Origin of the sequence: Mesorhizobium sp. Primo-A (assembly GCF_003997175.1) — a bacterium.
GTDB lineage: Bacteria > Pseudomonadota > Alphaproteobacteria > Rhizobiales > Rhizobiaceae > Mesorhizobium > Mesorhizobium ciceri.
Genome location: NZ_RZTG01000009.1, coordinates 127739 through 152691, shown reverse-complemented (window position 1 = coordinate 152691; position 24953 = coordinate 127739). Strand labels below are relative to the sequence as shown.

23 protein-coding genes are annotated in these 24953 nt (G+C 63.8%); 20 read left to right on the top strand and 3 right to left on the bottom strand.

Features of this window, described 5'->3' with window-relative positions; all coding sequences use genetic code 11:
• The first annotated feature begins 42 nt into the window (after window positions 1-42).
• Both EOC83_RS18020 and EOC83_RS18015 read left to right on the top strand, forming a co-directional pair.
• A complete protein-coding gene (locus EOC83_RS18020) occupies window positions 43-1293 on the top strand; it encodes an aconitase X (RefSeq protein WP_063168548.1) in 1251 nt (416 codons plus the stop codon).
• Window positions 1290-1748, top strand: coding sequence for a DUF126 domain-containing protein (locus EOC83_RS18015; RefSeq protein ID WP_013530810.1), 459 nt, complete (start codon window positions 1290-1292; stop codon window positions 1746-1748). The genes EOC83_RS18020 and EOC83_RS18015 overlap by 4 nt, the downstream gene beginning before the upstream one ends.
• Here the strand turns inward: EOC83_RS18015 and EOC83_RS18010 are convergent.
• Both EOC83_RS18010 and EOC83_RS18005 read right to left on the bottom strand, forming a co-directional pair.
• A complete protein-coding gene (locus tag EOC83_RS18010; RefSeq protein ID WP_063168547.1) occupies window positions 1709-2794 on the bottom strand; it encodes a siderophore-interacting protein in 1086 nt (361 codons plus the stop codon). The genes EOC83_RS18015 and EOC83_RS18010 overlap by 40 nt on opposite strands.
• 2 nt (window positions 2795-2796) lie before the next feature.
• Complete coding sequence (locus EOC83_RS18005) at window positions 2797-4923, bottom strand: TonB-dependent hemoglobin/transferrin/lactoferrin family receptor (protein WP_063168546.1); 2127 nt, start codon at window positions 4921-4923, stop codon at window positions 2797-2799.
• A 180-nt stretch (window positions 4924-5103) separates the two neighbouring features.
• Here EOC83_RS18005 and EOC83_RS18000 point away from each other — a divergent pair, with 180 nt between their 5' ends.
• From EOC83_RS18000 to EOC83_RS17970, 7 genes are all read left to right on the top strand, one after another.
• Entirely contained in the window at window positions 5104-6048 is a 945-nt protein-coding gene (locus EOC83_RS18000) for an ABC transporter substrate-binding protein (protein ID WP_063168545.1), read from the top strand.
• A gap of 280 nt (window positions 6049-6328) precedes the next feature.
• Window positions 6329-6925, top strand: coding sequence for a thioredoxin family protein (locus EOC83_RS17995; protein ID WP_063168544.1), 597 nt, complete (start codon window positions 6329-6331; stop codon window positions 6923-6925).
• Window positions 6926-6956: 31 nt separating this feature from the next.
• On the top strand, window positions 6957-8582 hold the full coding sequence (locus EOC83_RS17990; protein ID WP_024501571.1) for an FAD-binding protein: 1626 nt from the start codon (window positions 6957-6959) through the stop codon (window positions 8580-8582).
• Window positions 8579-8905: a ferredoxin family protein gene (locus tag EOC83_RS17985; protein WP_013530816.1), complete on the top strand. Its 327-nt coding sequence runs from the start codon at window positions 8579-8581 to the stop codon at window positions 8903-8905. The genes EOC83_RS17990 and EOC83_RS17985 overlap by 4 nt, the downstream gene beginning before the upstream one ends.
• A 17-nt stretch (window positions 8906-8922) precedes the next feature.
• Entirely contained in the window at window positions 8923-9759 is an 837-nt protein-coding gene (locus tag EOC83_RS17980; protein ID WP_013530817.1) for an ABC transporter ATP-binding protein, read from the top strand.
• A 12-nt stretch (window positions 9760-9771) separates the two neighbouring features.
• The gene (locus EOC83_RS17975; RefSeq protein ID WP_127224208.1) at window positions 9772-10668 is read left to right on the top strand and encodes an ABC transporter permease; all 897 of its coding nucleotides are present in this window, start codon (window positions 9772-9774) and stop codon (window positions 10666-10668) included.
• 36 nt (window positions 10669-10704) lie between these two features.
• Window positions 10705-11724, top strand: a complete 1020-nt coding sequence (locus tag EOC83_RS17970) for an aliphatic sulfonate ABC transporter substrate-binding protein (RefSeq protein WP_063168543.1) — start codon at window positions 10705-10707, stop codon at window positions 11722-11724.
• A gap of 57 nt (window positions 11725-11781) precedes the next feature.
• Here EOC83_RS17970 and EOC83_RS17965 read toward each other — a convergent pair whose 3' ends face one another.
• Window positions 11782-12810 (bottom strand): LacI family DNA-binding transcriptional regulator, encoded by a 1029-nt coding sequence (locus EOC83_RS17965; RefSeq protein ID WP_024501567.1) that lies wholly within the window; start codon window positions 12808-12810, stop codon window positions 11782-11784.
• Window positions 12811-13146: 336 nt separating this feature from the next.
• Between EOC83_RS17965 and EOC83_RS17960 the strand changes: the two genes are divergently transcribed.
• From EOC83_RS17960 to EOC83_RS17910, 11 genes are all read left to right on the top strand, one after another.
• On the top strand, window positions 13147-14760 hold the full coding sequence (locus EOC83_RS17960) for an extracellular solute-binding protein (protein WP_063168542.1): 1614 nt from the start codon (window positions 13147-13149) through the stop codon (window positions 14758-14760).
• Window positions 14761-14841: 81 nt separating this feature from the next.
• Complete coding sequence (locus EOC83_RS17955; protein ID WP_024501565.1) at window positions 14842-15702, top strand: carbohydrate ABC transporter permease; 861 nt, start codon at window positions 14842-14844, stop codon at window positions 15700-15702.
• Window positions 15699-16658 carry a sugar ABC transporter permease gene (locus tag EOC83_RS17950; RefSeq protein ID WP_063168541.1) on the top strand — a complete coding sequence of 320 codons (960 nt, stop codon included), beginning with the start codon at window positions 15699-15701 and terminating at the stop codon, window positions 16656-16658. Before EOC83_RS17955 ends, EOC83_RS17950 begins: the two co-directional genes overlap by 4 nt.
• Window positions 16655-17746: an ABC transporter ATP-binding protein gene (locus EOC83_RS17945; protein ID WP_063168540.1), complete on the top strand. Its 1092-nt coding sequence runs from the start codon at window positions 16655-16657 to the stop codon at window positions 17744-17746. Before EOC83_RS17950 ends, EOC83_RS17945 begins: the two co-directional genes overlap by 4 nt.
• Window position 17747: 1 nt before the next feature.
• Window positions 17748-18809, top strand: a complete 1062-nt coding sequence (locus EOC83_RS17940) for an ABC transporter ATP-binding protein (RefSeq protein WP_063168539.1) — start codon at window positions 17748-17750, stop codon at window positions 18807-18809.
• A gap of 35 nt (window positions 18810-18844) precedes the next feature.
• On the top strand, window positions 18845-19930 hold the full coding sequence (locus EOC83_RS17935; RefSeq protein WP_063168538.1) for a Gfo/Idh/MocA family oxidoreductase: 1086 nt from the start codon (window positions 18845-18847) through the stop codon (window positions 19928-19930).
• Window positions 19931-19985: 55 nt separating this feature from the next.
• Entirely contained in the window at window positions 19986-20900 is a 915-nt protein-coding gene (locus EOC83_RS17930; protein WP_013530826.1) for a sugar phosphate isomerase/epimerase, read from the top strand.
• Between the two features lie 64 nt (window positions 20901-20964).
• The gene (locus tag EOC83_RS17925) at window positions 20965-21909 is read left to right on the top strand and encodes a substrate-binding domain-containing protein (protein WP_024501562.1); all 945 of its coding nucleotides are present in this window, start codon (window positions 20965-20967) and stop codon (window positions 21907-21909) included.
• 81 nt (window positions 21910-21990) lie between these two features.
• Complete coding sequence (locus EOC83_RS17920; protein ID WP_032898639.1) at window positions 21991-22971, top strand: ABC transporter permease; 981 nt, start codon at window positions 21991-21993, stop codon at window positions 22969-22971.
• On the top strand, window positions 22968-23750 hold the full coding sequence (locus EOC83_RS17915) for an ATP-binding cassette domain-containing protein (RefSeq protein ID WP_024501560.1): 783 nt from the start codon (window positions 22968-22970) through the stop codon (window positions 23748-23750). Before EOC83_RS17920 ends, EOC83_RS17915 begins: the two co-directional genes overlap by 4 nt.
• 16 nt (window positions 23751-23766) lie before the next feature.
• Window positions 23767-24948, top strand: coding sequence for an aldose 1-epimerase family protein (locus EOC83_RS17910; protein WP_063168537.1), 1182 nt, complete (start codon window positions 23767-23769; stop codon window positions 24946-24948).
• The last annotated feature ends 5 nt before the right edge of the window (window positions 24949-24953 follow it).

Here is a 24953-nt window from a genome sequence, read left to right as displayed (position 1 = left end):
CAATCAGGGACAGCATAGACGGGCACGACCCGGAGCATACCGATGACCCTGGAACTGACTGCACGCGACCGATCCATGCTCGACGGCGAGCATGGCCTGTCAGCGGCTGCTGCCATGAAAATCCTGGTCGCCTTTTCCAATGCGATCGGGGCAGGTCGTCTGCTCGACATTGCCGGCGCGCATATCGATGGTTGTCTCTACCATGGCAAGGCCGGTCTCGATTTCGTCGAGCGGCTGGTCGAAGGTGGCGGCCGCGTGCAGGTGCCGACGACGCTGAATGTCGGGTCGTTCGATCTCATCCATCCCGGCATGGTGAAATTGCCGGCGGCCGAAGAGGTGCCGGCGCGACGGTTGATGAAGGCGCATATGGAGCTCGGCTGCCAGGCGACATTCACCTGCGCGCCCTACCAGACGCGCTTCCGGCCGAGCTTTGGGCAGCAGATCGCCTGGGGTGAGTCCAACGCCATCGTCTTTGCCAATTCGGTGATTGGCGCGCGCACCAACCGCTATGGCGATTTCATCGATCTGTGCTGCGCCATGACCGGGCGCGCGCCGGCCTGGGGTCTGCATCTGAGCGAGAACCGGCGCGGCCGGATCTTGTTCGAACTGGCCTTTGCCGACCCCGAGCCGAGCGACAGCCTGTTCGTCGGCATCGGACTTGTCATCGGGCAGGCGAGCGGCGACCGCATTCCGGTGATTGCCGGCCTGCCGCAACCGCGCGACGAGGACCAGCTGAAGGCGTTGGGCGCGGCGGCGGCAACGACGGGTGCTGTGGCGCTGTTCCATGCGGTCGGCATCACGCCGGAAGCGATGACGCTCGACGAGGCGTTCCAGGGTCATGCGCCTGACGAGACGATCCGCATCAGCCGCGCCGACATCGATCATGCGCTGGCCAGGCTATCGACCGTGCCCGATGGCGCGCCGCTGGCGGCCGTGTCGCTCGGCACGCCGCATTTTTCGCATGAGGAATGGATGCGACTGTTGCCGTTGCTGCGCGAGGCAGCACCGGGTAGGCGCATTCCGATCTATGTCAACACCGGCCGCGCGACGCTGACGCGATTGCAGGAGGAGGGCGCGCTGGCCGGTATGGAGGCGTTCGGCCTGATCCCGGTCGCCGATACCTGCACCTATGTCACATCGATCCTGGAACGCCTCGATGGCGTGGTGATGACCAATTCCGGCAAATGGGCGCACTACGCACCCGGCAATATCGGTGTGTCCGTCGCCTTCGCCGAGATGCGGGATTGCATCCGCTCTGCTGCGGCCGGGCATGTTGTGCGGAGCGCGTCATGACGCGACCGGTGGAACGAACCGGCACTTTCCAGCTGGCCGGTGACGCTGAGGGTCAGGCGCTGGTGTTTTCGCAACCGCTCAGCTTCTGGGGCGGTATCGATGCCGAGACCGGCGAGATAACAGACCATTCGCACCCCGGCCTCGGCCGAAATGTCGCTGGCAGGATTTTGGTCATGCCGAGCGGGCGCGGCTCGTCGTCTTCATCCTCGGTCCTGGCCGAGGCGATCCGCAGGGGCACGGCGCCGGCCGGTATTCTTCTGGAGCGGCCGGACCCGATCCTGGCGGTCGGTGCCATCGTTGCCGAATTTCTTTATGACATCCGCATGCCGCTGGTGGTGTGCGATATTTCGAACCTTGTCTCCGGTGATCAAATTGATATCGGCATCGGCAAAGACCGCGGGCCGATCATCAGAGTTCACCCCGCCATCAATCCGGCAGAGCCACGCCGCCAATAGGCCGCCGCCAGCGTTTGATCGCGACCAAGCCCCAGCGTGTCGCGCCAACATTCGCGCACGATCTTGGCGGCAGCGGCTTCCGCCGCGAACCAGCCGAAGGCCGAACCGTCCTGCGGCCACGCCACCGAGCGGACAGCCTCGGCCAGCAGTCTGTCCTCGCCCGCCGCCACGCCATCCCGTGTCAGCCAATGAACCTCGATGCCCGTGCCATTGTTGATCGCTTGTCTTTCACCATCATTGGCGATCTCGACGAAGGCGACGCCTTTTGTCCCGGCCGGTAGCGTCTCCAGCAGCCGAGCCAGCGCCGGCAAGCCGGTTTCGTCGGCGCCCATGACGTACCATTCTGCCTGCCGCACCGGACGGCCGACCGGGCCCATGATGCCAACCTTCATGCTGGGCGCGGCCTGCATGGCCCAGGCGGAGCCGACGCTCTCGCCGGGATGGATCAGGAAGTCGACATCGATGATGCCCTTTTCCACGTCGAGCGCGCGGATGGTGTAGACGCGCGCCACTGGGCGCCGGTCGTCGGTGGGCCAGACCGGTAAGCCATTGCCGCCCAGCACCGGCCACAGCGGATCGGGGACGTCCCTGGTCGGAAACAGCATGCGGATATGCATGCCGCCGAACTTGGCGAAGCGCGAGAGGTTCTCGCCGGTCAGACGAATGCGGCGCATATTCGGAGTGAGGTCGCGAACATCGGTCACCACCATCTCGCGGAACTGGGCGAGGCTGGTTTCGCCTGAGAGATCGCCGGTCCAGACGATCTCGGGGTTTTCCTCCTTGGCGTAGACCTGTACGGCTGTGGCGAGCAGGTCCTTGATACGGGCGAGCCCGTCGCGGTCGGCAGCATTGGCCCGCATCACCAGCCGCTCCATGTCGAACGAGGCGCCGCCGAAGGCAAAGCGGAAATCGATGCGCTGTCCCTGATGCGAAGCATCGGCCTCGAAGCTCCGCAGCCTGTCGGAGATGCTGTCCATGTAGTCCGGCAGACGCCGCAGGTTGAGCCGTGCCTCGCAGGCCAGTTCACGCACCGATGCTTCGTTCATTGTCAGCCTCCGATCCTGCCGGTGAGGCCCACCTTGAAGGTGCGGCCCTTGCCCTGTTCTGTTGCCGCCGAGGTCGACCATGCGCTTTGCGGATCGGTGTAGGCGGTGTTGAAGATGTTATCGACGCCGAAATCGAGCTTGAGGTTGTCGTTGACGCGCCAGTTGGCGAAGACATTGACCAGATCGAAACCGTCATCGACGACCGGCACGGCGTTGGGATTGGTGCGGCTGGTGCGGGTGATCTTGCCGACGCTGAGATATTGCGCGCCGACGGTGAGCTGGTCCTCCAGCATGCGGAAGCCGATCGTGGCCGAGAAGCGGTCGAGCGGCGTGTTGTTCAACGCCTGGCCGGAATAGACGCCGCTGACGACCTTGGCGTCGATCAGCGCGCCGGAGAGGTTCACGAAACCCCAGCCATAATCATAAACCATCTCGGCCTCTACGCCCTTCAGGCGTGCGTCGCCGATGTTGATTGCCGTGCGCGGCAGCACGGTGAGGTCGACGTCGATGTAATCCTCGACGTCAGTGTGGAAAACGTTGACCTTGGCGCGCAGCCGATCACCCGCCGTCAGCACATCGTCATATTTCACGTTGACGCCGGCCTCCCAGTTCTTTGCCGTCTCGGGCTGCAGCAGAAGATTGGGCCGATATGTATCACCGCCGCCATGCGCGCCGCCGCCACGGAAGACATCCTGCAGACCCGGCGCCCGGTAGCCTTCGGAATAGGTGCCATAGAGCTGGAAGCCATCGAATGGCGTGACGCCGACGGTGAGGCGCGGCGACCAACGATCGCCGGAGATCGAGGCTTCCTGCGGTGACGGGATGCGCGTCTCGCCATCGAGCTGGTAGCCGTCATAGCGCATCGCCGCGATGACCTGCAGCCAATCCCCGTAATCGCCCTGCCACTGCAGGAAGCCGCCATAACCCTGCTGTTGGCCAGCGCCGAAATGCGCCGCTTCCGAGGAGGCCTCGAGATAGTAGTAGTCGAGTCCGTAGGTCAGCGTATGTGCTAGTCCCCAGACGTCGAAACGCGAGGAGTTCTTCACATTGAAACCTGTCGTGGCCACGTCGTAGAAGCGGAAATTGCCGATCGCCGAGGTCGGCCAGACCTGCGTCTGCTCGGCGCGGGTGCGGTTGTGATAGGCATTGGCGCTGAAGTCGATCAGCGCGTTGTCGTCGGGCTTCCAGGTGTAAGCGGCGGTGTAGGTCTGGTTGGTGGTGTCGGTGTCATAGCGGCTCAGGGTCGGCGAGGTCGAGCCGCTCGATCCGGTGATCTGGTCGTTGTAGCGCTGCAGGATGGCGCCGAGCTTCAGCTCATGGCCATCGGCCGGCCGCAACGTCGCCTTCAGATAGCCGCTGGTCACCCGCTCGCCGGTCCATGGCACGGTGTCGCCATTGCCATCGGTGTAGCTGTCGCGGTCGCGGTAGATGAGGTTGCCGATGATATCGGCATCGTCGCTGAAGCGGTAGGCACCGGTGGTGCTGGTGGTGAAGCCGTCGCCATTGTCCTCGTAGCCGAGCTTCTCGCTCAGCGCCCAGCGCTCATCCTTCTTGAGGAAATCGCCGGCATCCTTGGTCTCGAAGGAGACGACGCCGCCGATGCCGCCGGAACCATAGGCATTCGAGACCGGACCGCGAATGACGGTGGCTTCCTTGATCAGGTCGGGTTCGACATAGAACGAGCCAGAGCCATGACCGACGCGCCAGTAGTCCTGGCGGGCGCCGTCGAGGGTGACGACGACGCGGCCATATTGCTCCAGGCCGCGGATGTTGATGGCGGTTGCGGGATCGTCGCCATTCATCGAGGCAGCGACGCCCGGTGTGGTGCGGAAGATGTCGGCGGCTGTGTCGGGCTGGATGCGGTCGAGTTCGTCCTGATCGACGGCGCTGATGGCGGCCATCGATTCGATCACCGCCGTTTTGATCATCGTTGCCGAGATGGTGATCACGTCGAGCATCGTCGCCGGCTGGTTCTGCGCGACACTGGCCGGCGCCAGGCGGCCGGTCTTGGCGGCGGCCTTTTTCTCCCGGTCCTGTTCCTGCGCGCTGGCAAGAGGCACGGCGCAGAGGCCGAGCACGAAGGCGAGCGCCGTGCTCGCCATCGATGTCGTGTTTGTTGTCGTTGTCATGCAGCCCCCAAGCAAAAGCAAAACTGCTGGCGGTGGCTGAGCGGCCTTGGCTGGCATTATTGAAAATCCCTCAACCAGTCAGGTCAGGGCATGGGTCACATATTTAAACATGATGACATAAGTCAACTTTAAATTTATAGCCGACCATCCTCGAGAAGCATCTGGCACGGGAACAGCGGCATGGTTGGCAGTTTAGGCGAAGGCAAGACGACCCACTGGTCGCAACCGGGCAGGATCGCGGCGGTGCTGCTTCTGGCACTGGCGGTGCTGGCGCCTTCCTGCGGCTTCAAGGCGCTGGCCGCCGAGACCGTTGTCGATGCGCTGGGACGAACCGTCGTGCCGGGCGCGGCGACCCGGATCGTGACGCTCGGTTCCGACGTCACCGAGATCGTCCACGCGCTGGGCGCCGGCGGGCGAATCGTCGCTATTGATCGCGGCAGCAAATATCCGCCTGAAGTCGCGCAAAAACCCAATGTCGGCTACCGCCGCCAGCTTTCGGTCGAGGGGCTGGCCAGCCTGCGACCCGACCTGATCCTGGCCGCAGAAGACAGCGGGCCTCCTGAAGCGGTCGAGGTGCTGAAGTCGCTGGCAATTCCGATCGTCTTGGTCCCGCAGGACAACAGCCCGCAAGGCATCGAGCACAAGATCACGTTGATCGCCGCCAGCCTTGGGCTCGAGGACAAGGGCAAGGCGGTTTCCGCCGAGGTGCTCACCGCCTTTCAGGCTGCCGCGGATCTGGCGTCGCAAATTCCGCCGGAGCGGCGCAAGAAGGTGGTGTTCTTCCATGGCCTGGTACGTCTGAGCGCTGCCGGCGCGGGTACTTCTGCCGACGCCATCATCCGCTATGCCGGCGGCCTCAACCCTATGGACATCGTACAGGGCTACAAGGCGGCGTCGGAGGAAAAACTGATCGAGATGGCGCCTGACGTCATCCTGATGATGGGCGACGGCAAGGGCGGGCCGTCGGCCGAGCTGGTGTTCGGCAACCGCGCGCTGGCGGCAACGCCGGCGGCAGCCAAGAAGGCGCTGGTCGTGCTCGACGGCGCCTACATGATCGGCTTCGGCCCGCGCACATCGGATGCGATCCGCGACCTGGCGAAAGCGCTCTATCCGGAAGGGGAATGACGTCGCGAAAATCGCAAGACGGTTCGGCTGGGCAGTACAATTTCGTCGCCGAACCCCGTTGCGCTTCATAAATGCTGTCCGTCCGGATTTCTCCGGATCGGCTTCCGCCCGAACAAACTTGGCGGCTCGGCCTGAAACATTGGCACGATATTCTAAGCCGCGCGGTTGACCGTGAATGCGCTCTCCAGCCTATAATTATACTAAATTCATAGACTAACTGCGAGCGCTCGGAGCGCTCGCATCTTGGCCTGTGAAAATGGTTGCACAAGGGAGCGCATCGATGCCGAAAACAGAGTCCAATCCGGTCGACCTCGGCACCAGGGCCGCCGACTTCCTGCTGCCCGACGCGCAAGGTGTGCTGCACCGCCTTGCCGATTTCGACGCCAAGCCGGCCTTGCTCGTCGCTTTCATCTCCAACCGCTGCCCGTTCGTCGTGCTGATCCGCGAGCAGCTTGCCGCTTTCGCCAGGGATTACGCCGGCAAGGGGCTGCAGGTGGTGGCGATCAACGCCAACGACCACGAGGCGCATCCGGAGGAGACGCTCGCCCGCATCGGCGAGGAGGCCGGAAAATTCGGCTATTCCTTCCCCTATCTCAAGGATGCGTCGCAGCAGACGGCGAAAGCCTATGGCGCGGCTTGCACGCCCGACTTCTTCCTGTTCGGCACTGACCGGCGGCTCGCCTATCACGGCCAGTTCGACGATGCGCGGCCGGGCAACGGCAAGCCGGTGACGGGTGCCGATCTGCGCGCGGCGGTCGATACGGTGCTGGAGGGCGGCAGGCCCACTGCCAGCCAGGCGCCGTCGATCGGCTGCAACATCAAGTGGAGCGCGGGCAACGAGCCGGTGTGGTCTTCCAGCGCGGCCCGCGCGGCCTAGCGCCTGCTTCGACTTTATTCGCCAGGTCTCCATGCCCAAGCCGCAAAAATCCGCTTCCGACAGCTTGCTGCTCCAGGCCGACGTGCTGGTGCTGGGCGGCGGTCCGTCGGCAGCTTGGGCAGCAGTCGCCGCGGCCGAGGCCGGCGCCAAGGTGGTGCTGGCCGACAAGGGCTATCTCGGCACCAGCGGCGCCACCGCGCCGTCCAACACCGGCACCTGGTGCGTGCCGCCGGGCGACAACAGGCATGCCGTGGTCGAGCGACGCTGGCAGCGCACCGGCGAACTCGCCGACCCGCGCTGGATGCTGCGCTGCGTTGACACCGCCTACCGCAACCTGCTCAGGCTCTCCGAATGGGGCTATCCCTTCCCGAGCGAGGATGACGGCCGGCTCTACATCGCCAATCTGCGCGGCCCGGACTACATGCGCTTCATGCGCCGCCGCGTGCTTTTGGCCGGCGTCACCGTCCTCGACCATCATCCCGCGCTCGAACTTTTGTCGGACGGCGATGCCATCGTCGGCGCCGCCGGTGTCGCCAGGCAGATCGGCCAGGATTGGCGCGTCGACGCCAACGCGGTGGTGCTGGCGACCGGTGGCTGCGCTTTCCGCGAGCGCATCCTCGGCGCGACCGGGCTGACCGGCGACGGCTATCTGATGGCGGCGGAGGCCGGCGCCAGCCTGTCGGGCATGGAGTTCACCGGCAAATACACGCTGGCGCCCTACGGCTCCTCGTTGAACAAGGGGCTGCCGTTCCGCTGGGCGTCGTTCCATCGCGAAGATGGCTCACCGATCGTCGGGCCGACCGGCGAGCCGTTGCGCAACGGCATCGGCGACCGCGAGGAGGAAGTGGCGCGCGCGCTGATCGACGGCCCGGTCTACGCGCGGCTCGATCAGGCCGAACCAGCGCTGCAGGGCTGGCTGCGCCAGGGCCAGCCGAATTGCTTCGTGCCCTATGACCGCGCCGGCATCGACCCTTTCAGCGAGCTGTTCCGCATCACCCTGCGCGCCGAAGGCACGGTGCGCGGCACGGGCGGCATAGACATCGTCTCCGACGATTGCGCCACCGGCGTACCCGGCCTCTATGTCGCCGGCGACGCGGCCAGCCGCGAGATCATGACCGGTGCGGTGTCGGGCGGCGGCGCCGTCAATTCGTCCTGGGCGCTGGCCAGCGGCTGGTGGGCGGGCAAGGGCGCTTCGACCCATGCCAAGCGCCGGACCGGCAAGGCATTCCGCACTGAGGTGCAGTCGCTTGGCCAGGCTGGATTACGTCCTGCATCATCGCCGCGCGTCGACATCTCGGCAGGCGAAGTCATCGAGGCGGTGCGCAGTGAGGTGACGCCGCTCGACAAGAATTTCTTCCGCACCGGCGAAGGCCTGGAGAAAAGCGGCGAGCGGTTGGAGAGTGTCTGGCGCGACGTGCGCGACCATCTGCAAGGCGACGGGCTGGATAGGGTCCGTACCCGAGAGGCAGCTTCGATCGCCGCCGCCGGGCGCTGGTCCGTGGCCGCAGCGCTGCACCGCACCGAGAGCCGCGGTATGCATCGCCGCACCGATTTGCCGGGCAAGAGCCCGGCCTTCGCGCACCGGCTGGTCATCACCGGTGTGGATGCGTTCCGCATCGCAGGCGCGCCTGAGCGGCTGGCGGAGCTGGCGTCATGATCGAGATCGTCTCGGCCACGCGCTGTGTCGAATGCGACATCTGCGTCAAGGTGTGCCCGGCCAACGTCTTCGACGCGACCGAGAGCGGCGTGCCAGTGATCGCCCGCCAGGAGGACTGCCAGACCTGCTTCCTGTGCGAAATCTACTGCCCGACCGACGCGCTCTATGTGGCCGAGTTCGCCGAAGGGCCGACCGGCATCACGGAAGCTCAGGCCGACGCCCGACAGCTGTTTGGCTCCTATGCCCGCGCGCTCGGCTGGAAGCGCGGCAAGGCCGGCGGCTCGGAATTCGACCCGACGCACCGCATCCGCGTGGCGCAGTGAACCGATCGGAGACAGATATGGACCGTATCGTCGTCAGCGACATCAGCAAGACCTTCCAGCTCAAGCCGGGGCAGTTCGTCACCGTCGATGGCGAGGCGACCGACCGCGTCACCGTGCTCGATGGCGTTGACCTCTCGATCCGCAAGGGCGAGTTCATCACGCTGGTCGGCCCCAGCGGCTCGGGCAAGTCGGTGCTGCTCGACATCATTGGCGGGCTGACGCAGGCGACCGGCGGCGACGTCAAGCTCGATGGCCGGCGCATCACCAGGCCCGACCCGAAGACCGGCTATGTCTTCCAGCAATATGCGCTGTTTCCCTGGCGCACGGCGCTCGCCAACATCGAATATGCGCTGGAAGTGCGCGGCGTGGCCAAGGCTGAGCGCACGGCGACGGCCCGCCATCTGTTGTCGCTGTTCGGCCTTGCCGGCTTCGAGGACCGTTTTCCCAACCAGCTGTCCGGCGGCATGCAGCAGCGTGTGGCGATCGCGCGTGCGCTGGCCAGCAACCCGGAAGTGTTGCTGATGGATGAGCCGTTCGCGGCGCTTGACCAGCAGACGCGCGAGCTTCTGCAAGGCGAGCTGCTGCGGATCTGGGGCAAGATCAACACGACGGTCATTTTCGTCACCCACTCGATCGACGAGGCGATCTTCCTCGCCGACCGGGTGGTGGTGATGACGGCGCGGCCGGGCGCGGTGAAGGAGATCATCGATATCGACCTGCCACGGCCGCGCGACGGCGACATCCGCGCCAGCGCCGAATTCAATCTATATCGCGCTCGCGTCTGGGACGTGCTGCGCGACGAGGTCAACAAGGCGCAGAAGGACTGGACTCTGTCGCCAGCCTTCAGTCACTGAGGAACTGGACCCATGGCCTATCTGACCGAGAAGTTTGGCTCCGCTGGAGCGCTCCACCTGTTTGCCGGCGCTGGCGAAACGGTAGCCGCCGCCAGGGTCCCCGCCATCAAGGCCAACGCCAAGATCCGGAGCAAGAAAGCGAGCCGCGGCACATTCCTCTATGGCTTGCCGCTGCTCGGCCTGTTCTTCCTGCTGTGGGAGATCGCGCCCCGGCTCGGCTGGCTGAACCGGATCTTCTTTCCGCCGCTGAGCGAGGTGCTGGTCGCCGGGTGGGCGCTGCTCGCCTCGGGCGTGCTGATCGAGCATATCGGCATAAGCCTGCAGCGCGCTGCGATCGGCTTCGCACTCGGCGTGGTGGTCGCCATCCCGCTCGGTCTGTTGATGGGGCGCTATTCGCTGTTCGAGAAGGTTTCCGACCTTTTGGTGCAGACGCTGCGCAACACCTCGCAATTCGCGCTTCTGCCGGTGTTCATCCTGCTGCTCGGCATCGGCGAGGAATCGAAGGTCGCGATCACCTTCTACTCCTCGGTGTTTTTTCTCCTCGTCAACACGATCAGCGGCGTCAAGTCGGTCGATCCGCTGCTCATCAAGGCGGCGCGCTCGATGGGCACGTCCGACTTCGACCTGTTCCGGAAAGTCATCCTGCCGGCCAGCATTCCCTCGATCGTCGCCGGCGCTCGGCTGGCGGTGAAATCCTCGCTGTTCGCGGTCATCGGCGCCGAGATGCTGGCGGCCAAATCCGGCCTCGGTTTCCTCATCCAGAATTCGCAGCTGATGATGGAAACGGCCGACATGTACGCCGGCATCCTGACGCTGACCGTCATCGGCCTGACCGTCAATTACCTGCTCGTCTGGTTCGAGCGCTGGGCAACAGCCTGGAAGGGCCAGTCCGAGACCTCGCTCATTTAAGCGGCCCCATTCATTCCAAACAGGAAGGATTTTCCCATGCCCAACATCCCATTCGACGCAATTCGCCGGCTGCTTCTGAAGGGCGCCATTGCCGTCGTAATCGGCCTTGGCGGCATGCCTGCCTTCGCACAGGACAAGCCTGACATCATCCGCATCGGCAGCACGGCGCCGGGGCACCTCAAATTCATCCTCGCCAAGAAGGACGGCTGGTGGGACAAGGAATTCGCCAAGGACGGCATCAAGGTCGAACTGGTGACCTTCAACGGCGGCTCGGAAGCCACGACGGCATTGGCGACCGGCGCCATCGAGTTCACCTATACCGGCAACAATCCGGCGCTGCGCGTTGCTGCGTCCGGCGCCGACGTCAAGCTGATCGGCCTGTCGAGCTATGTGAAGGCCGGCGGTTCCTACATCGTCGTCAAAACCGACTCGCCGTTGAAGACGCTGCAGGATCTCAGGGGCAAGAAGGTCGCCTATCTCACCGGAACGGTGCGGCATTCGAACTTCAGCAAGGCACTGAACAGCGTCGGCCTGACCACCAATGACGTCGAAGGTCTGAACCTGCCTTTCGAGGCATCCGGCCCGGCGCTGCTGCGCGGCGATATCGACGCCATTGTCGAGACGGATTCGACGGCGGCCAAGCTGGGCGACACCGGCGAGGCGCGGGTGCTGTTCGACACCAGCACCCATCCGGAATGGAACGTGCCGAACGTCATCTCGGTCAACGGCGCCTTCGCGGCGAAATATCCCGATCTGGTCAAGCGGCTGCTGAAGGTCGACATCGAGATTTCGCGTTGGGCCGACGCTCATCCGGACGAGACGATCAAGACGTTTGTGGAGGCGACCAAGTCGTCGGAGAAATCCGTCCGCAAGACCTATGCCGACGGGGTGTTCCACCAGGATCCGAAACTCACCGACGACGCGATCGCCGCCTTGCAGGGCGAGGAGAAATTCATGGCCAGCGCCGGGCTCCTGAAGGGCTCGATCGACTACGGAAAATGGGTCGACAAGAGCTTTGTCGATGGCGCCGCGGCTGAAGTCGCTGCCGTCCAATAGACTGGAAGCATCGAGCGGGGCGGGCGCTTTACCGCGCTGCCCCGTTCGTCTGGTCCGTCAAATCTCTGGGATGTTCTCCTTGAAGATCACCTGCAGCCTTGGCTGGTGCAGTTCATAGGGCAATCCCCGGACCGCATGGGTCAAAGTGTTGAGCGCTTCGCGGGCTTCGACGCGCGGGTTCTGGTCGATGACCGCGTCGAGCGTGCCGTCGAGCAGAAGGTCCTTGGTGCCGTCCGTCACCTCGTGGCCGAGGAAGACCATGGACTGGGCGCGGCCGTGCTCCTTGAGCGCGCGGGCGATGCCGGTGTTGCCGGCGCCGACATTGTAGATCGCGGCAAGGTCGGGGTGCCGCTCCAGCAGGGCCGATGCCTCCGAATAGGCCTTCTCGCGGTCGTCGAGCATTTCGCGCATCTCGACGATCTGCAGGTTGGGTGATTCCTCGGTCAGGACGTGGCGGAACCCCATCTCGCGTTCTTCGTGGCCGCGATAGGACAGCGAGCCGGCGAACAGCGCCACCTTGCCCGGATGCCCCGATCCCATGAAGCGGTTGAGCAGATAGCCGGCCAGCCGCCCGGCGGCGCGGTTGTCGATGCCGATATAGGCGACCCTGGGCACATGCAGGATGTCGGAGGCGATGGTCACCACCTTGATATCGTTGGCCGACAGGGATCGGATCGCTTCGCGCACCGTCGGATGGTCGAGCGCTATAACGCCGACGCCTTGCGTCTGTCCGCGCAGGTCCTGCAGCAGGCGGGCGAGCCGGTCAGGATTGAAGCCCTCGATGGTGGCGATATGGACATCGAGGTCGGGCCGCGCCAGAGCCTGTGCCTCGATGTGCCGGTGCAGCATCTTGATGAAGGAATTGGTGCCGGCCGGCAGCGCGAAGTCGAGTCGGATGACCTCGCCAGGCGAGGGCCGTGGCGGCGCGCCGTTCGGGCCTTCGGCGATGTAGCCGAGGCGCTGCGCCATTTCGAGCACGATTTCGCGCGTGCGCGCCCGCACGCCGGGTCGGTTGTTGAGCACGCGGTCGACGGTGGCGGCCGAGACGCCGGCTTCCCGGGCTATGTCAGTCAGGGTGGAACGCACCGTCTTTCATCTCCTGCATGCGTCAGATCGGCTGGTGACGGCTTCCCCGCCATCGGCGATTCTGATGGGAAATGATGTATCCGCCCTTAGCCCATGCGCAAGCCGCCGCGCTAAATCAAATGGTCCGGCAGGGCTGCGCAGGGCCGGGAAGGGTCGTGTGCCCTCAAATTGAAGCACCCGGCATGATGCATGGATCCCGTTTTTGTGCATTTCCTTGCCCTATTGCGATGTTGTGAGGTGTTTTGATTATTTATGATGTTGACAGCCTTGCCATGCTGCCGTCAATATCCCTCATAAGGGCCGTGGAGGAAACGTGGCCCTGAGGGAGGAGTTTCAATGTCTGACTTGATCCGCATCTCGCGGCGCCGGCTGCTGGCATCCGGAGGAAAGGCGGCTGTGATCATGGCCGCCGCTGGTATCGCACCCCAATTCATTCGTCCCGGCCGCGCCTATGCGGCCGACGCGCTGGCGCCAGGCATGATCGGCGGCCCGACGGGCTTCGATGGAGCCGAGCGCTACCAGTATGGCGCCGACACGCCGGAAGGCCGCGCCATCGAGGCGGCCAAGGCGCTGAAGGGCGCCGGCAAGGCGCCCGCCAAGATCGTGCTCGGCCTGTCCGACGGCTCGATCGGCCAGCTCACGCAGCCGTTCCCGGCCGGTGCGCCGTCGATCAAGGAGCTGTGGGAAAAGGAAACCGGCATCGCGATCGAAATCGTCGGTTTGCCGAACGGCCAGGAATTCACCAAGACGATGCAGGACATCTCCACCAAGGGTGGGGCCTACGACATCTATTCGACCGAATGGAACCGCCTCGGCGACCTCGCCGAAACCGGCGGCATCGCCAAGCTCGATGACTTTGTCGCGCAGCACAAGCCCGAATGGGACGATCCCGTCAGCGGTTATGTCAACGGCGCCAAGGGCGTGTCGCTGCTCAACAAATACCGCGGCTCCAACTATGGCGTATCGCTGGATGGCGACTTCCAGACCTGGGTCTACCGCACCGATTTGTTCGGCGACGAAGCCGAGAAGAAGGCCTTCAAGGACAAATACGGCTACGATCTGGCGCCGCCGAAGACCTGGAAGCAGCATGGCGACATCGCCGCCTTCTTCCAGCGACCGGACAAGGGCCTGTTCGGCTCGACCGACCTGCGCAACCAGGGTTGGGGCTATACCAATTGGTACCAGCGCTATGTCTCGATGGCTTCGCCCAACCAATTCCTGTTTGGCGATGACGGCAAGCCGATGATCAATTCCGAGCAAGGCATCGCCGCCACCAACGAATATGTCGCTTCGCTCGCACATCATTCGCCGGATGCGATCTCCTGGGGCTGGCCGGAGCAATACGGCAACTTCGCCAAGGGTGGTGCGGCGATGACCTGCGCCTTCTCCAACCTGCCGAAATTCCTCGACAATGCCGGCAACAAGGATTCGGCCGTCACCGGCAAGATCGGCTCGATGCTGCCGCCAGGCCGCGAGATCGACGGCAAGCTGATCAGCCGTTCCGTGCTGTGGTTCTCGCTGACCGGCATGGTTTCGTCGCAGTCGAAGAACCAGGAGGTTGCCTATCTCCTGCTGCAATGGCTGGGCTCGGCCCGTATCTACGCCTGGATGAGTGCCAATCCCGGCGGTTATCTGGACCCGTTCCGGCTTTCGGACTTCTCCGATCCGCTGGTGCGCCAGACCTATCATGCCTACCACATGGACGTCGTGCGCGAGACGGTGGCGCGCACCGTGCCGACCATCAACTATCCCGGCGCGACAGCCTTCCACAATGCGCTCGACGAGAACCTCATGGCGGCGCTGACCAAGGCCAAGACATCCGAGCAGGCGATGGCCGATACCGAGGCGGAGTGGAAGAAGATCGTGCGGCGCACCGGCGAGGACAAACTGCTCGAAGCCATCAAGACCAACAAGGAGGCCTGGCCGACAGTTCTCGACCCGATCGTCTGATCCATCTCCCTGGATCACATCGAAGGAGGGGAGGAGCCTGCTTTTCCCCTCCGCCCACAGCGCCACCAGCAAAGCCGCCAGATGAAGCGTTCCGTTCCTTTCCTGATATTCCGCTATGCCGCGATCTTCGCGGCCATGGCGGTGACGCTGGTGCCGATCCTGTGGATGGTATCGATGGCGTTCAAGCCGATCGCCGAATGGTCGGCGACCGGCGCCGACCTGACCTGGTGGCCGAAGAACCCGACGCTCAGCAATTTTCGTTTCGTCTTCGGCGAGTCGACCAACAATTTGATCGTCGCGCTCGACCGTACCGCGCTGAAGCCGATCCTCGCATCGCTGCTGTCGGCGGTTTTCGGCACGGTGATCGCCATGTCGGCGGGCACTGCCGCGGCTTATGGGCTGTCGCGTTTCGGCTCCGGCCAGAACCTGCCGCTGGCGCTGATCCAACTCAGGATCTTTCCGCCGATGGCGGTCATGATCCCGGTGATGATCATGTGGGCTTTCCTCAACTTCACCGATAGCTGGTGGGGGTTGGCGCTGATCTACGGCATCGTCACCTTGCCGTTCGCCTTCTGGCTGATGAAGACCTTCTTCGACGACATGCCGCGCGAGATCGAGGAGGCGGCGCTTGTCGAAGGCTGTTCGCGGCTGCGCGTCTTCACGCGCATCACGCTGCCGATGATGCGCGCGCCGCTGGCCAGTGCCGCGCTCTTCGTCTTCATCCTCAACTGGTCGGACTATCTGATCGCGCTGCTTCTGACGACGCGCGAATGGGTGACCATCCCGGTCTACATGGCCTCTCTTTCTTCCTCGATGACCGGGCAGCTCTATGGCGCCAAGGCAGCGCTTGGCCTGATCGCGGCCGTGCCGCCGGTCATCATGGGCATCGCCATCCAACGCCATCTGGTGCGCGGGTTGACATTCGGGGCGCTCAAGCAATGAGCGCGGTGACTGTCATGACTTCCAAGGATGAGGTGAAAGCCGTCGGAGCAAAGCCGGTTTCGCGCGATGAGGGCGCAAGGCTGGGTTTCCGGCTGACATTACCTGCGCAGATCCTGGTGCTGTTCATCTCGGCCTTCCCGCTGTTGATGCAGCTCTACATCAGCGTCACCGACTGGTCGCCCCTGTCGGGCACCGGCTGGTGGAACGCCTGGTCGATGTGGAACAGCTTTGCCAACTACACCGATCTCGCCGCCGACGCGCGCTTCTGGAGCGCGCTGAAGCGTACGGCCATCGTCATGATCGTCTGCGTGCCGGCGGAATTCCTGCTCGGGCTGGCGCTGGCGACACTGTTTGCCGACGATTTCCCGGGCAAGCGCGTCTTCTATTCGATCCTGCTGATGCCGATGATGGTGGTGCCTGCCGTGGCCGGCTACATGTTCTTCATGCTGTTCCAGTCGGGCGGCCCGGTGAACGACATCTTGTCGGCGCTCACCGGATCTCTCGTCACCATCGCCTGGCTGTCGGATCCGACTCTGGCGCTGATTGCGGTGATGGTCGCCGACATCTGGCAATGGACGCCGCTGATGTTCCTTATCCTGCTTGCCGGCCTGGTCGGCGTGCCGGAGGACCAGATCAAGGCGGCGACGCTGCTCGGCGCCAATCCGTGGCAGCGCTTCGTCACCATCGTGCTGCCGAAGATGAAGACGATCATCATCATCGCGTTGGCGATCCGGGTGATCGAGAACTTCAAGATCTTCGACACGCTCTACATCATGACCGGCGGCGGTCCAGGCGTCGCTACCGAAACCATCTCGGTCTACATCTACAAGCTCACCACGCAGGACCTGATCTGGGGCTATGTGGCGGCGATCGCGCTGGCCATTTTGGTCGTGCTGTCGATCGTCGCAGTGTTTGCCATGAAGCGCATGGCGCGTGCACGCGAGGTACCGGCATGAGCGCCATCCACCTGCAAAACCTGGTCAAGAAATTCGGCGACTTCACCGCGCTGAAGACCATGGACCTGGCAATATCAGATGGCGAGTTCATGGCGCTGCTCGGCCCGTCGGGCTGCGGCAAGTCGACGACGATGAACATGATCGCCGGCATGGAAGAACCGACCGGCGGCAAGATCCTGTTTGGCGAGCGCGACATGGCCGGCGTGCCGATGGGCCGGCGTGGCGTCGGCTTCGTGTTCCAGAACTACGCCATCTTCACGCATATGACGGTGCGCCAGAACCTTGCCTATGGACCAAAAATGCGAGGGGCTGCCAAAGCCGAGATCGATCGCCGTGTCGGCGCCATCGCCGAGATGCTGCAGCTTTCGCCGCTGCTCGACCGCAAGGCCGACAGGCTGTCGGTCAATATATTGCAACGGGTGGCGATCGGCCGCTCGGCGATCATGGAGCCGGCGATCTTCCTGCTCGACGAGCCGCTCTCCAATGTCGACGCCGCTTTCCGGGCCGTCATGCGCACCGAACTGAAGCAGCTGCAGCGGCAGTTCCGCCAGACCATGGTGTATGTCACCCACGATCAGCTCGAGGCGATGACCATGGCCGACCGCATCGCGGTCATGGATCATGGGGTTTTGCAGCAGGTCGGCACGCCGCTCGAGGTCTACAACGATCCAGCCAATGTCTTCGTCGCCCGCTTTATCGGTGCGCCGGGCATGAATCTGCTCAAGGGCAGGCCGGCGGAGAGCGACCGCGGACTGGTCGTCGATCTCGGACCGTTGGGCGTCACGCCGCCGCTGCCGGGCGAACTCGCAGCGGCCATGCGTGGTGCACGCGGCGAGGTGCTTTACGGATTCCGGCCTGAACAGGCGACGTTGGTGCAGAATGGGCAGGGCCTCGCAATGCCGGTGACCTTTGTCGAACGGATCGGTGCGCGCACCATCGTTCATCTCGGCCAGGGCGAGGCGGCTGTGAAAACGGTGTTCGACAATGATGTCGGGCTGGCTATCGGCGACACCGCTGTCATCGCTCCCACTACGTCGTCGGTGCGCGTCTTCGACGCCGCTACCGGCCTTGCGATGAAGGCAGGTTGAGATGGCCGATATCGTCTTCCGTAATGTGACCAAACGCTACGGCAATACACTCGCCGTCGACGACGCCTCGTTCACCGTCAACGACAATGAGTTCTTCTGCTTCTTCGGTCCGCCGCTGTCGGGCAAGTCGACCATCCTGCGCCTGGTGCTCGGGTTGGAGACACCTGACACCGGCGAAATCCTGATCGGAGGCAGGCCGGTCAACGCGATGTCGCCGGCCGAGCGCAACGTGGCTATGGTGTTCCAGAACCTGGCGCTGTTCCCGCATATGAGCGGGCTCGAAAATGTCCGCTTTCCCCTGGTCGAACGCCGGGTCGCCGAGGCCGAGATCAAGCGGCGGGTCACCGACGTCGCGGCGAAGCTACATATCGGCCATATCCTGCACAAGCCGCCGGGACAGCTTTCGGGCGGGGAGCGGCAGCGCGTGGCGATCGCCCGGGCTCTGGTGCGCGATCCCAATGCCTATCTGATGGACGATCCGATCTCGGCGCTCGACGCCAGGCTGCGCGAAGAAACGCGCGTCGAGCTGAAGCGCATCCAGCGCGAACTCGGCAAGACGCTGATCTACGTCACGCATGACCAGGAAGAAGCGATGTCGGTCGCCGATCGCATCGCCATCCTGGAGGACGGCAAGATCAGGCAGATCGGTACGCCGGCAGAGATTTACGACCGCCCGGCCAGCACCTATGTGGCAAGGCTACTTGGCTCGCCGATGATGAACATCCTCAGATCGGCGCGTGGCGAGGGCGGTGTCGAAGCGGCTGAAGGCACGATCCGCATCGACGACAAGACAGCGCCCGCCGATGCCGTGGAGATCGGGCTGAGGCCGGAGGACATCAAGGTCAGACCGTGGGCGGACGGGGGCCCGGGCCGCCCGGCGCGAGTGTTCGAGGTCGAGCCGCTTGGCGGCTACACCGTGGTGACGCTCGCTGCCGGGCAGGCGCGGCTGAAGGCGTTGCTGCGCGGCCAGCCCGACATCCGGCCGGATGCCATGGTGGCGATATCCTGCGAGCCGGCCAGAGTGCATTATTTCGAACAGAGCGGCGGGGCGTTGGCACGATGACGGCCGCCGCAAGGAAAGAGTTTCGGGAGGAAGAGATGGCAAGCAAAGGCTTCGAGCCGGACGTGAAGGTCCGCACGAAGGAATACAAGATCGGCTGTGTCGGCGCAGGCATGATCATGGCCGAGTGCCATCTCGCCGCCTACAAGGAAGCCGGGTTCCCGGTGGTGGCAATCGCCTCGCGCACCAGGGCCAGCGCCGATAAGGTGGCGACGCGCTGGGGCATTCCGACCGTCCACGACACACCGGAAAAACTGATCGAGGACGAAAATGTCGAGATCATCGACCTTGCTTTCCCGCCCGACCTGCAGCCGGCGCTGATCCGTCACGCGCTGAGGCAGAAGCATATCAAGGCGATCCTGGCGCAGAAGCCGCTGGCGCTGTCAGTCGAGGAAGCGGTCAAGCTGCGCGATGAGGCGGCCAAGGCCGGCAAGATCCTCTCGATCAATCAGAACATGCGCTACGACCAATCGATGCGCGTCTTGAAGCAGATCATCGACAGCGGCGCGCTGGGCGACATCGTCTTCGCGCAGATCGACATGCACGCCATCCCGCATTGGCAGAGCTTTCTCGAGGATTATGACCGGCTGACGCTCGCCAATATGAGCGTGCATCATCTCGACGTGCTGCGCTTCCTGTTCGGCGATCCCGACGAGATCACCACGCTGACACGCAAAGACCCGCGCACGACATTCGACCACTCCGACGGCATCACCGTGTCGACGCTGCGCTTCCCGTCCGGCGTGCTTGCCGTGTCGCTGGAGGATGTCTGGTCGGGTCCGCGCCAGGATGGCTACAAGGACGACCAGCACATCAACTGGCGCGTCGACGGCAGCAAGGGGGTCGCGAAGGGCACCATCGGCTGGCCGACGGGCGCTGCCTCGACGCTGACTTACGCTTCGACCGAGACGACCGGCGGCGAATGGGTCAGCCCGAGCTGGGACACGATGTGGTTCCCGCATGCCTTTATCGGTGTGATGGAGCAGCTCCAGCACGCGGTGAAGACCGGCACGCCGCCGGCGCTGTCGGTCGCCGACAACGTCAAGACCATGGCGCTGGTCGAGGCGGGCTACCGCTCGATCGACGAGGCCCGCACGGTCAAGCTTTCCGAAATCGCTACCTGATCACCGCAGCTGAAACACCAAACAACTGAATCGCTTACAGGGAGGAATTCACACCATGATGCAGGCAGGTATTTTCACGGGCTATTTCCCGTACGGCCTCGAAGAGACGGCGAAGAAGATCCGCGGGCTCGATTTCAACACGGTGCAACTCGACCTCCACTTCAAGGATGTCGACCTGTCGGCCGGGCAGATCACCAAGGACAAGGCCAAGAAGGTGCGCGACGTCTTCCGCGATCATCACCTGCCGGTGTGCTGCATTTCCGGCTACACAAATATCATCCACCCGGACAAGGCCGAGCGCGACAAGCGCGTCGGCTACCTCAAAGAGATCATCCGCAACGCCCGCCATTTCGGCAGCCCGTATGTGATCTCGGAAACCGGCACCTACAACACCGAATCCGACTGGGTGCATCACCCCAAGAACAAGACCGAGGAAGGGTTCGAGGAATGCCGCAAGGTGGTCGCCGACCTTGCCCAGACGGCCTATGACCACGGCGCGGTCTTCCTGCTCGAAACCTATGTCAACAACGTCGTCGGCTCGGTCGAGGAGACGGTCAAGATGTTCGCGCAGGTCGATCACCCCGGCCTCGGTCTGCTGATGGACCCGACCAATTATTTCGAGACGCATAACATCGACAGGATGGACCAGATCCTGAACCAGGTGTTCGACACGCTGACCGACAAGATCAGAATAGCTCACGCCAAGGACGTCAAGCGTTCGGGCGGCGACAAGTCCGAGAAGCACGCCGATATCGGCGACGAGGACGCGCTGGAGAGCCATACATTCCGTGGCGTCGGTGAGATCGAGTTGCCGGCACCGGGCCTCGGTTCGCTGAACTACGACCTCTATCTCCAGCGGCTGGCGGAAAAGCATCCGAACATCCCGGTGATCATCGAGCATCTCTCGGAAGACGACGTGCCGAGGGCCAAGAAATTCCTCGACGGGAAGTTCCGCGCCAACGGTCTGTGACGGCCTTCTCGCGCCGCTGGTTCGCGGCGGCGCGGTTCGGTTCCAAAGTAAGGGAGGAGAAAAAATGTTGAAATTCGCATTGAAACTGGCGGCTGCCGTAACGCTGCTCGCCGGCGTCTCGTTGAGCGCGCCGGCAATGGCGCAGGATGGCCAGAAGACGTTCTACTTGCTGTCGCATGGCGGTCCGTCGGATGCGTTCTGGCTGGACTGGAATGCCGGCGCGACCAAAGCCTGCGACCAGCTCAAGGTGACCTGCAAGATCTCATTCAGCGGCGGCGACATGGCGGCGCAGAAGGAGGCCTTCAATTCCGCGCTTGCGGCCAAGCCCGACGGCATCGCCACCACGTCGGCCCAGCCGGGCTTGTGGACGGAAGAGGTGAAGGCGGCCAAGGCAGCCGGCATCCCGATCGTGTTCTTCAACACAGACGATCCGGCGACCGGACGGCAGGCCTATGTCGGCGCCGATCTCAAGGAGGCGGGGGTCATCTGGGCCAAGTATCTTGTCGACCACAAGATGGTGAAGCAGGGCGACAAGGTGTTCCTGCCGGTGGAAGTGCCCGGCGCCAGCTATCAGCAGCTGGAGACCGAAGGCATCGCCAGCGTCTTCGATCCGTTGGGGATCAAATATGATGTGGTCGATTGCGGCACCGACCCGGCCGGCATCATTGCCAAGATGACCGACTACATGGTGGCCAACAATCCGCCGGCGATCATCGCGCTTGGCGATTCCGTCGCGGCCAGCGTCAAGCGGGTGTTCGACGGCGCCGGCGTGCCGGCCGGCAAGATCCCGGTCGTCGGCTGGGGCAATTCCAAGGAAACCGCGGAAGCCGTCAAATCCGGTTTCGTCAACGCGGCCGCCTGGCAGTTCCCGTCTGCGCAGGGCTTCATGCCGGTGGCGCTGCTCGGGCTCGCCGCTTCGGGTGAGCCGATCGGCTACGACATCCATACGTTCAGCCTCTACGACGCCTCGAGCGTCGAACCGATCCTGAAACTCTACGACACGAAGTGAAAACGGTGCCCGCGGCGTAAGCTGCGGGCGTCTCTTCAAAGCATGGTTCAAGCAGTCATGATGATCGCCGCAGAAGACGAAATGCCTGTCGGGAAACGCAGATCGAGCCTTATGCGCTCGCCGCAATTCTCCTCGCTCGTCATCCTCATTGTCCTGCTCGCGGTGTTCGCCGTTGCCGATGCCAATTTCCTGTCGCCGCTCAACATCTCCAACATGATGGCGTTCCTGCCCGAGCTCGGCATCATCGCGCTCGGCATGACGCTGCTGTTGACGGCGGGCGAGTTCGACCTGTCGGTCGGCGCCGTGTTCGGGCTGGCGCCGGTCATCGTCATGCTCCTGGTGCAGAACGGCGGCGTGGATATAGGTGTCGCCCTTCTGGCCGGGCTTCTGCTGTGCATCGCCATCGGCGCCATCAACGGGCTGATCGTCACCAAGATCGGCATTTCGTCCTTCCTGGTCACGCTGTCGATGCTGCTCGTGGTGCGTGGGGCAGCGCTCTACATCACGCAGGGCTTTCCGCTGAAATCCTGGGACCAGCCGGGTTTTTTCGTGACGCTGCTGGCCGGCAGCTTCAATGTCGGCTCGTTCCGGTTCTACACCTCGCTGTGGTGGTTCATCGGTCTCTCGCTGCTGGCAATCTACGTGCTGCGCTATGCCAAGCTCGGCAACTGGATCAGCGCCATCGGCTCGAACCGCAACGCGGCGGTGGCGCGTGGCGTGCCGGCGGACGCCGTCAAGGTGTGGCTGTTCATCCTGACTTCGGTTCTGGCGGGGCTGGCCGGCATGATCAGCGCCTTCCGCATTTCGGCCGCTTCACCGGTGGCCGGCACCGGCTACGAGCTCGAAGTGATCGCCATGGTGGTGGTCGGCGGCACGGCGCTGACCGGCGGACGCGGCACGATCCTCGGCACCATCGTCGGTGCGCTGATGCTGCGCGCGATCCGCAACGGCATTGTGCTGATCGGCGTGCCGGGCCTCGCCTACAACATCTTCGTCGGCCTGATCATCCTCGCCATGCTCATCCTGCACGCTTTGCTGCAGAAGAACGCCGCAAGGGGCTGACGATGGAAGTTCTCCGGCTGCAGAATCTGCAAAAATCCTTCGGCAGCGTCCGCGCACTGAAGAATGCGTCCTTTGCCCTCAAGGAAGGCGAGGTGGTGGCCCTGCTCGGCGACAACGGCGCCGGCAAATCGACGCTGATCAAGGCGATTTCCGGTGTGTTTCCGATCGACCGTGGCGACATCTATGTGCGCGGTGAAAAGGTTTCGATCCGTTCGACACGCGACGCGATGGACCTCGGCATCGAGACCATCCACCAGGATACGTCTCTTGCGCCGGATCTCAGCATCGCGCGCAATCTTTTCCTTGGGCGCGAGCCGGTCAAGCTGAAATGGCTGGGCGTGTTCGCGCCGCTCGATTTCGCCAAATTGCGAGACGCGGCGTCGGCGCTGTTGAAGCGCGTCGGCATCTCGAAAAAACTCGACGCCGATGCGCTGGTCTCGACGCTATCGGGTGGCGAGCGGCAGTCGATCGCGATTTCTCGCGCCATGCAGTTCGCCGCCAAGGTCATCATCCTCGACGAACCGACCAACAATCTCGGTGTCGAGGAAACCCATGGCGTGCTGCGCTTCGTCAAGGAGGTGCGTGACGCCGGTCATTCCGTGCTCTTGATCACCCACAACATCCATCACGTGTTCCAGGTCGCCGACCGCATCATCGTCATGCGCCGCGGCGAGATCGTCGCCGAGCAGACGGTTGCCGATACCGATCTTCTGACCGTGGAAAGCATCATCACCGGCGCCGATATGTCGGCCCTGCTGAAAGAGACGAGAGCGAAGTGAAGAAGTTGGCCGTCACATGGTAGAACTCTACGGCAAGACGCTTTCGCGCCGGCAGGTGTCGGAACGTTCGGGCATGCTGTCGCAATTTGCCGGCGTGCGGCTGATGACGCTTGGCGACGGCGTGGAACGCGGCATCCGCATGCTGGAGTTCCGCACCGGCACGGGGCTGCGTTTCACGGCGCTGGTCGACCGGGCGCTCGACATCGCCGATTGCGACTTCAAGGGCCAGGCGATCGGCTGGCATTCGCCGAGCGGCTTTCGCAACCCCGGTCTGCACGATTATGAGGGGGAAGGGGGGCTCGCCTGGGCGCGTTCGTTTTCAGGGCTGCTTGTCACCTGCGGCCTCGACCACATATTGGGCCGGGAAGAAGTGCCGGCCGATAGCTACAACTACCCGGGCAGGAAGACCGTGATCCATTCGCTGCATGGCCGCGTCGGCACCATTCCGGCGCGGCTGACCGGTTATGGCGAGACCTGGGACGGCGACCGCTGCGTGCTGTGGGCCGAAGGCACCGTGCAGCAATCGGCAGTGTTCGGCGAGGATCTGCATCTGATCCGGCGTATCGAGGCCGATGTCGGCGGCAACGAGATCCGGCTGTCGGATCGCGTCGTCAACCACGGTTTCAACCGCACGCCGCACATGTATTTTTACCACGTCAATGTCAGCCATCCCTTGCTCGACGAGGGTTCGCGCTATCTGGCGCCGATCCGCGACGTCGTCTGGGCTGGCCATGCCGGCGAGCGCTACCAGGCGCAGAAGGTGGGTTACCGCACGATGCCGGCGCCGCAATCGGGTTTCAGCGAGCAGGTCTGGCAGCACGAGATGGCGGCGGACGCCAATGGCGAGGTGCCGGTGGCAGTGGTCAACGATCAGCTCGGGCTCGGCTTCGAAGTGGTGACGCGCAAGGACCAGCTGCCTTGCGCATATCAATGGCAGAATTTTCAGGCGGGGCAGTATGCGCTGGGCATCGAACCCTCGACGCATCATGTGCTCGGCAATCTCGCGGCGCGCGAGCGGGGCGAGATGATCTGGCTGGAGCATAGTGAAAGCCGTTCTTACGACGCAGTGTTCCGGGTGCTCGACGGCGCCGGCGCGATCGCCGAGGCCGAAGCAAAGATCGCGTCGATCGCCAGGCAGCCGCAACAGGATTATCCTGTACCGTCGGGTAATTTTCCGGGATTGGCGGACAGGGCATGAGGCGA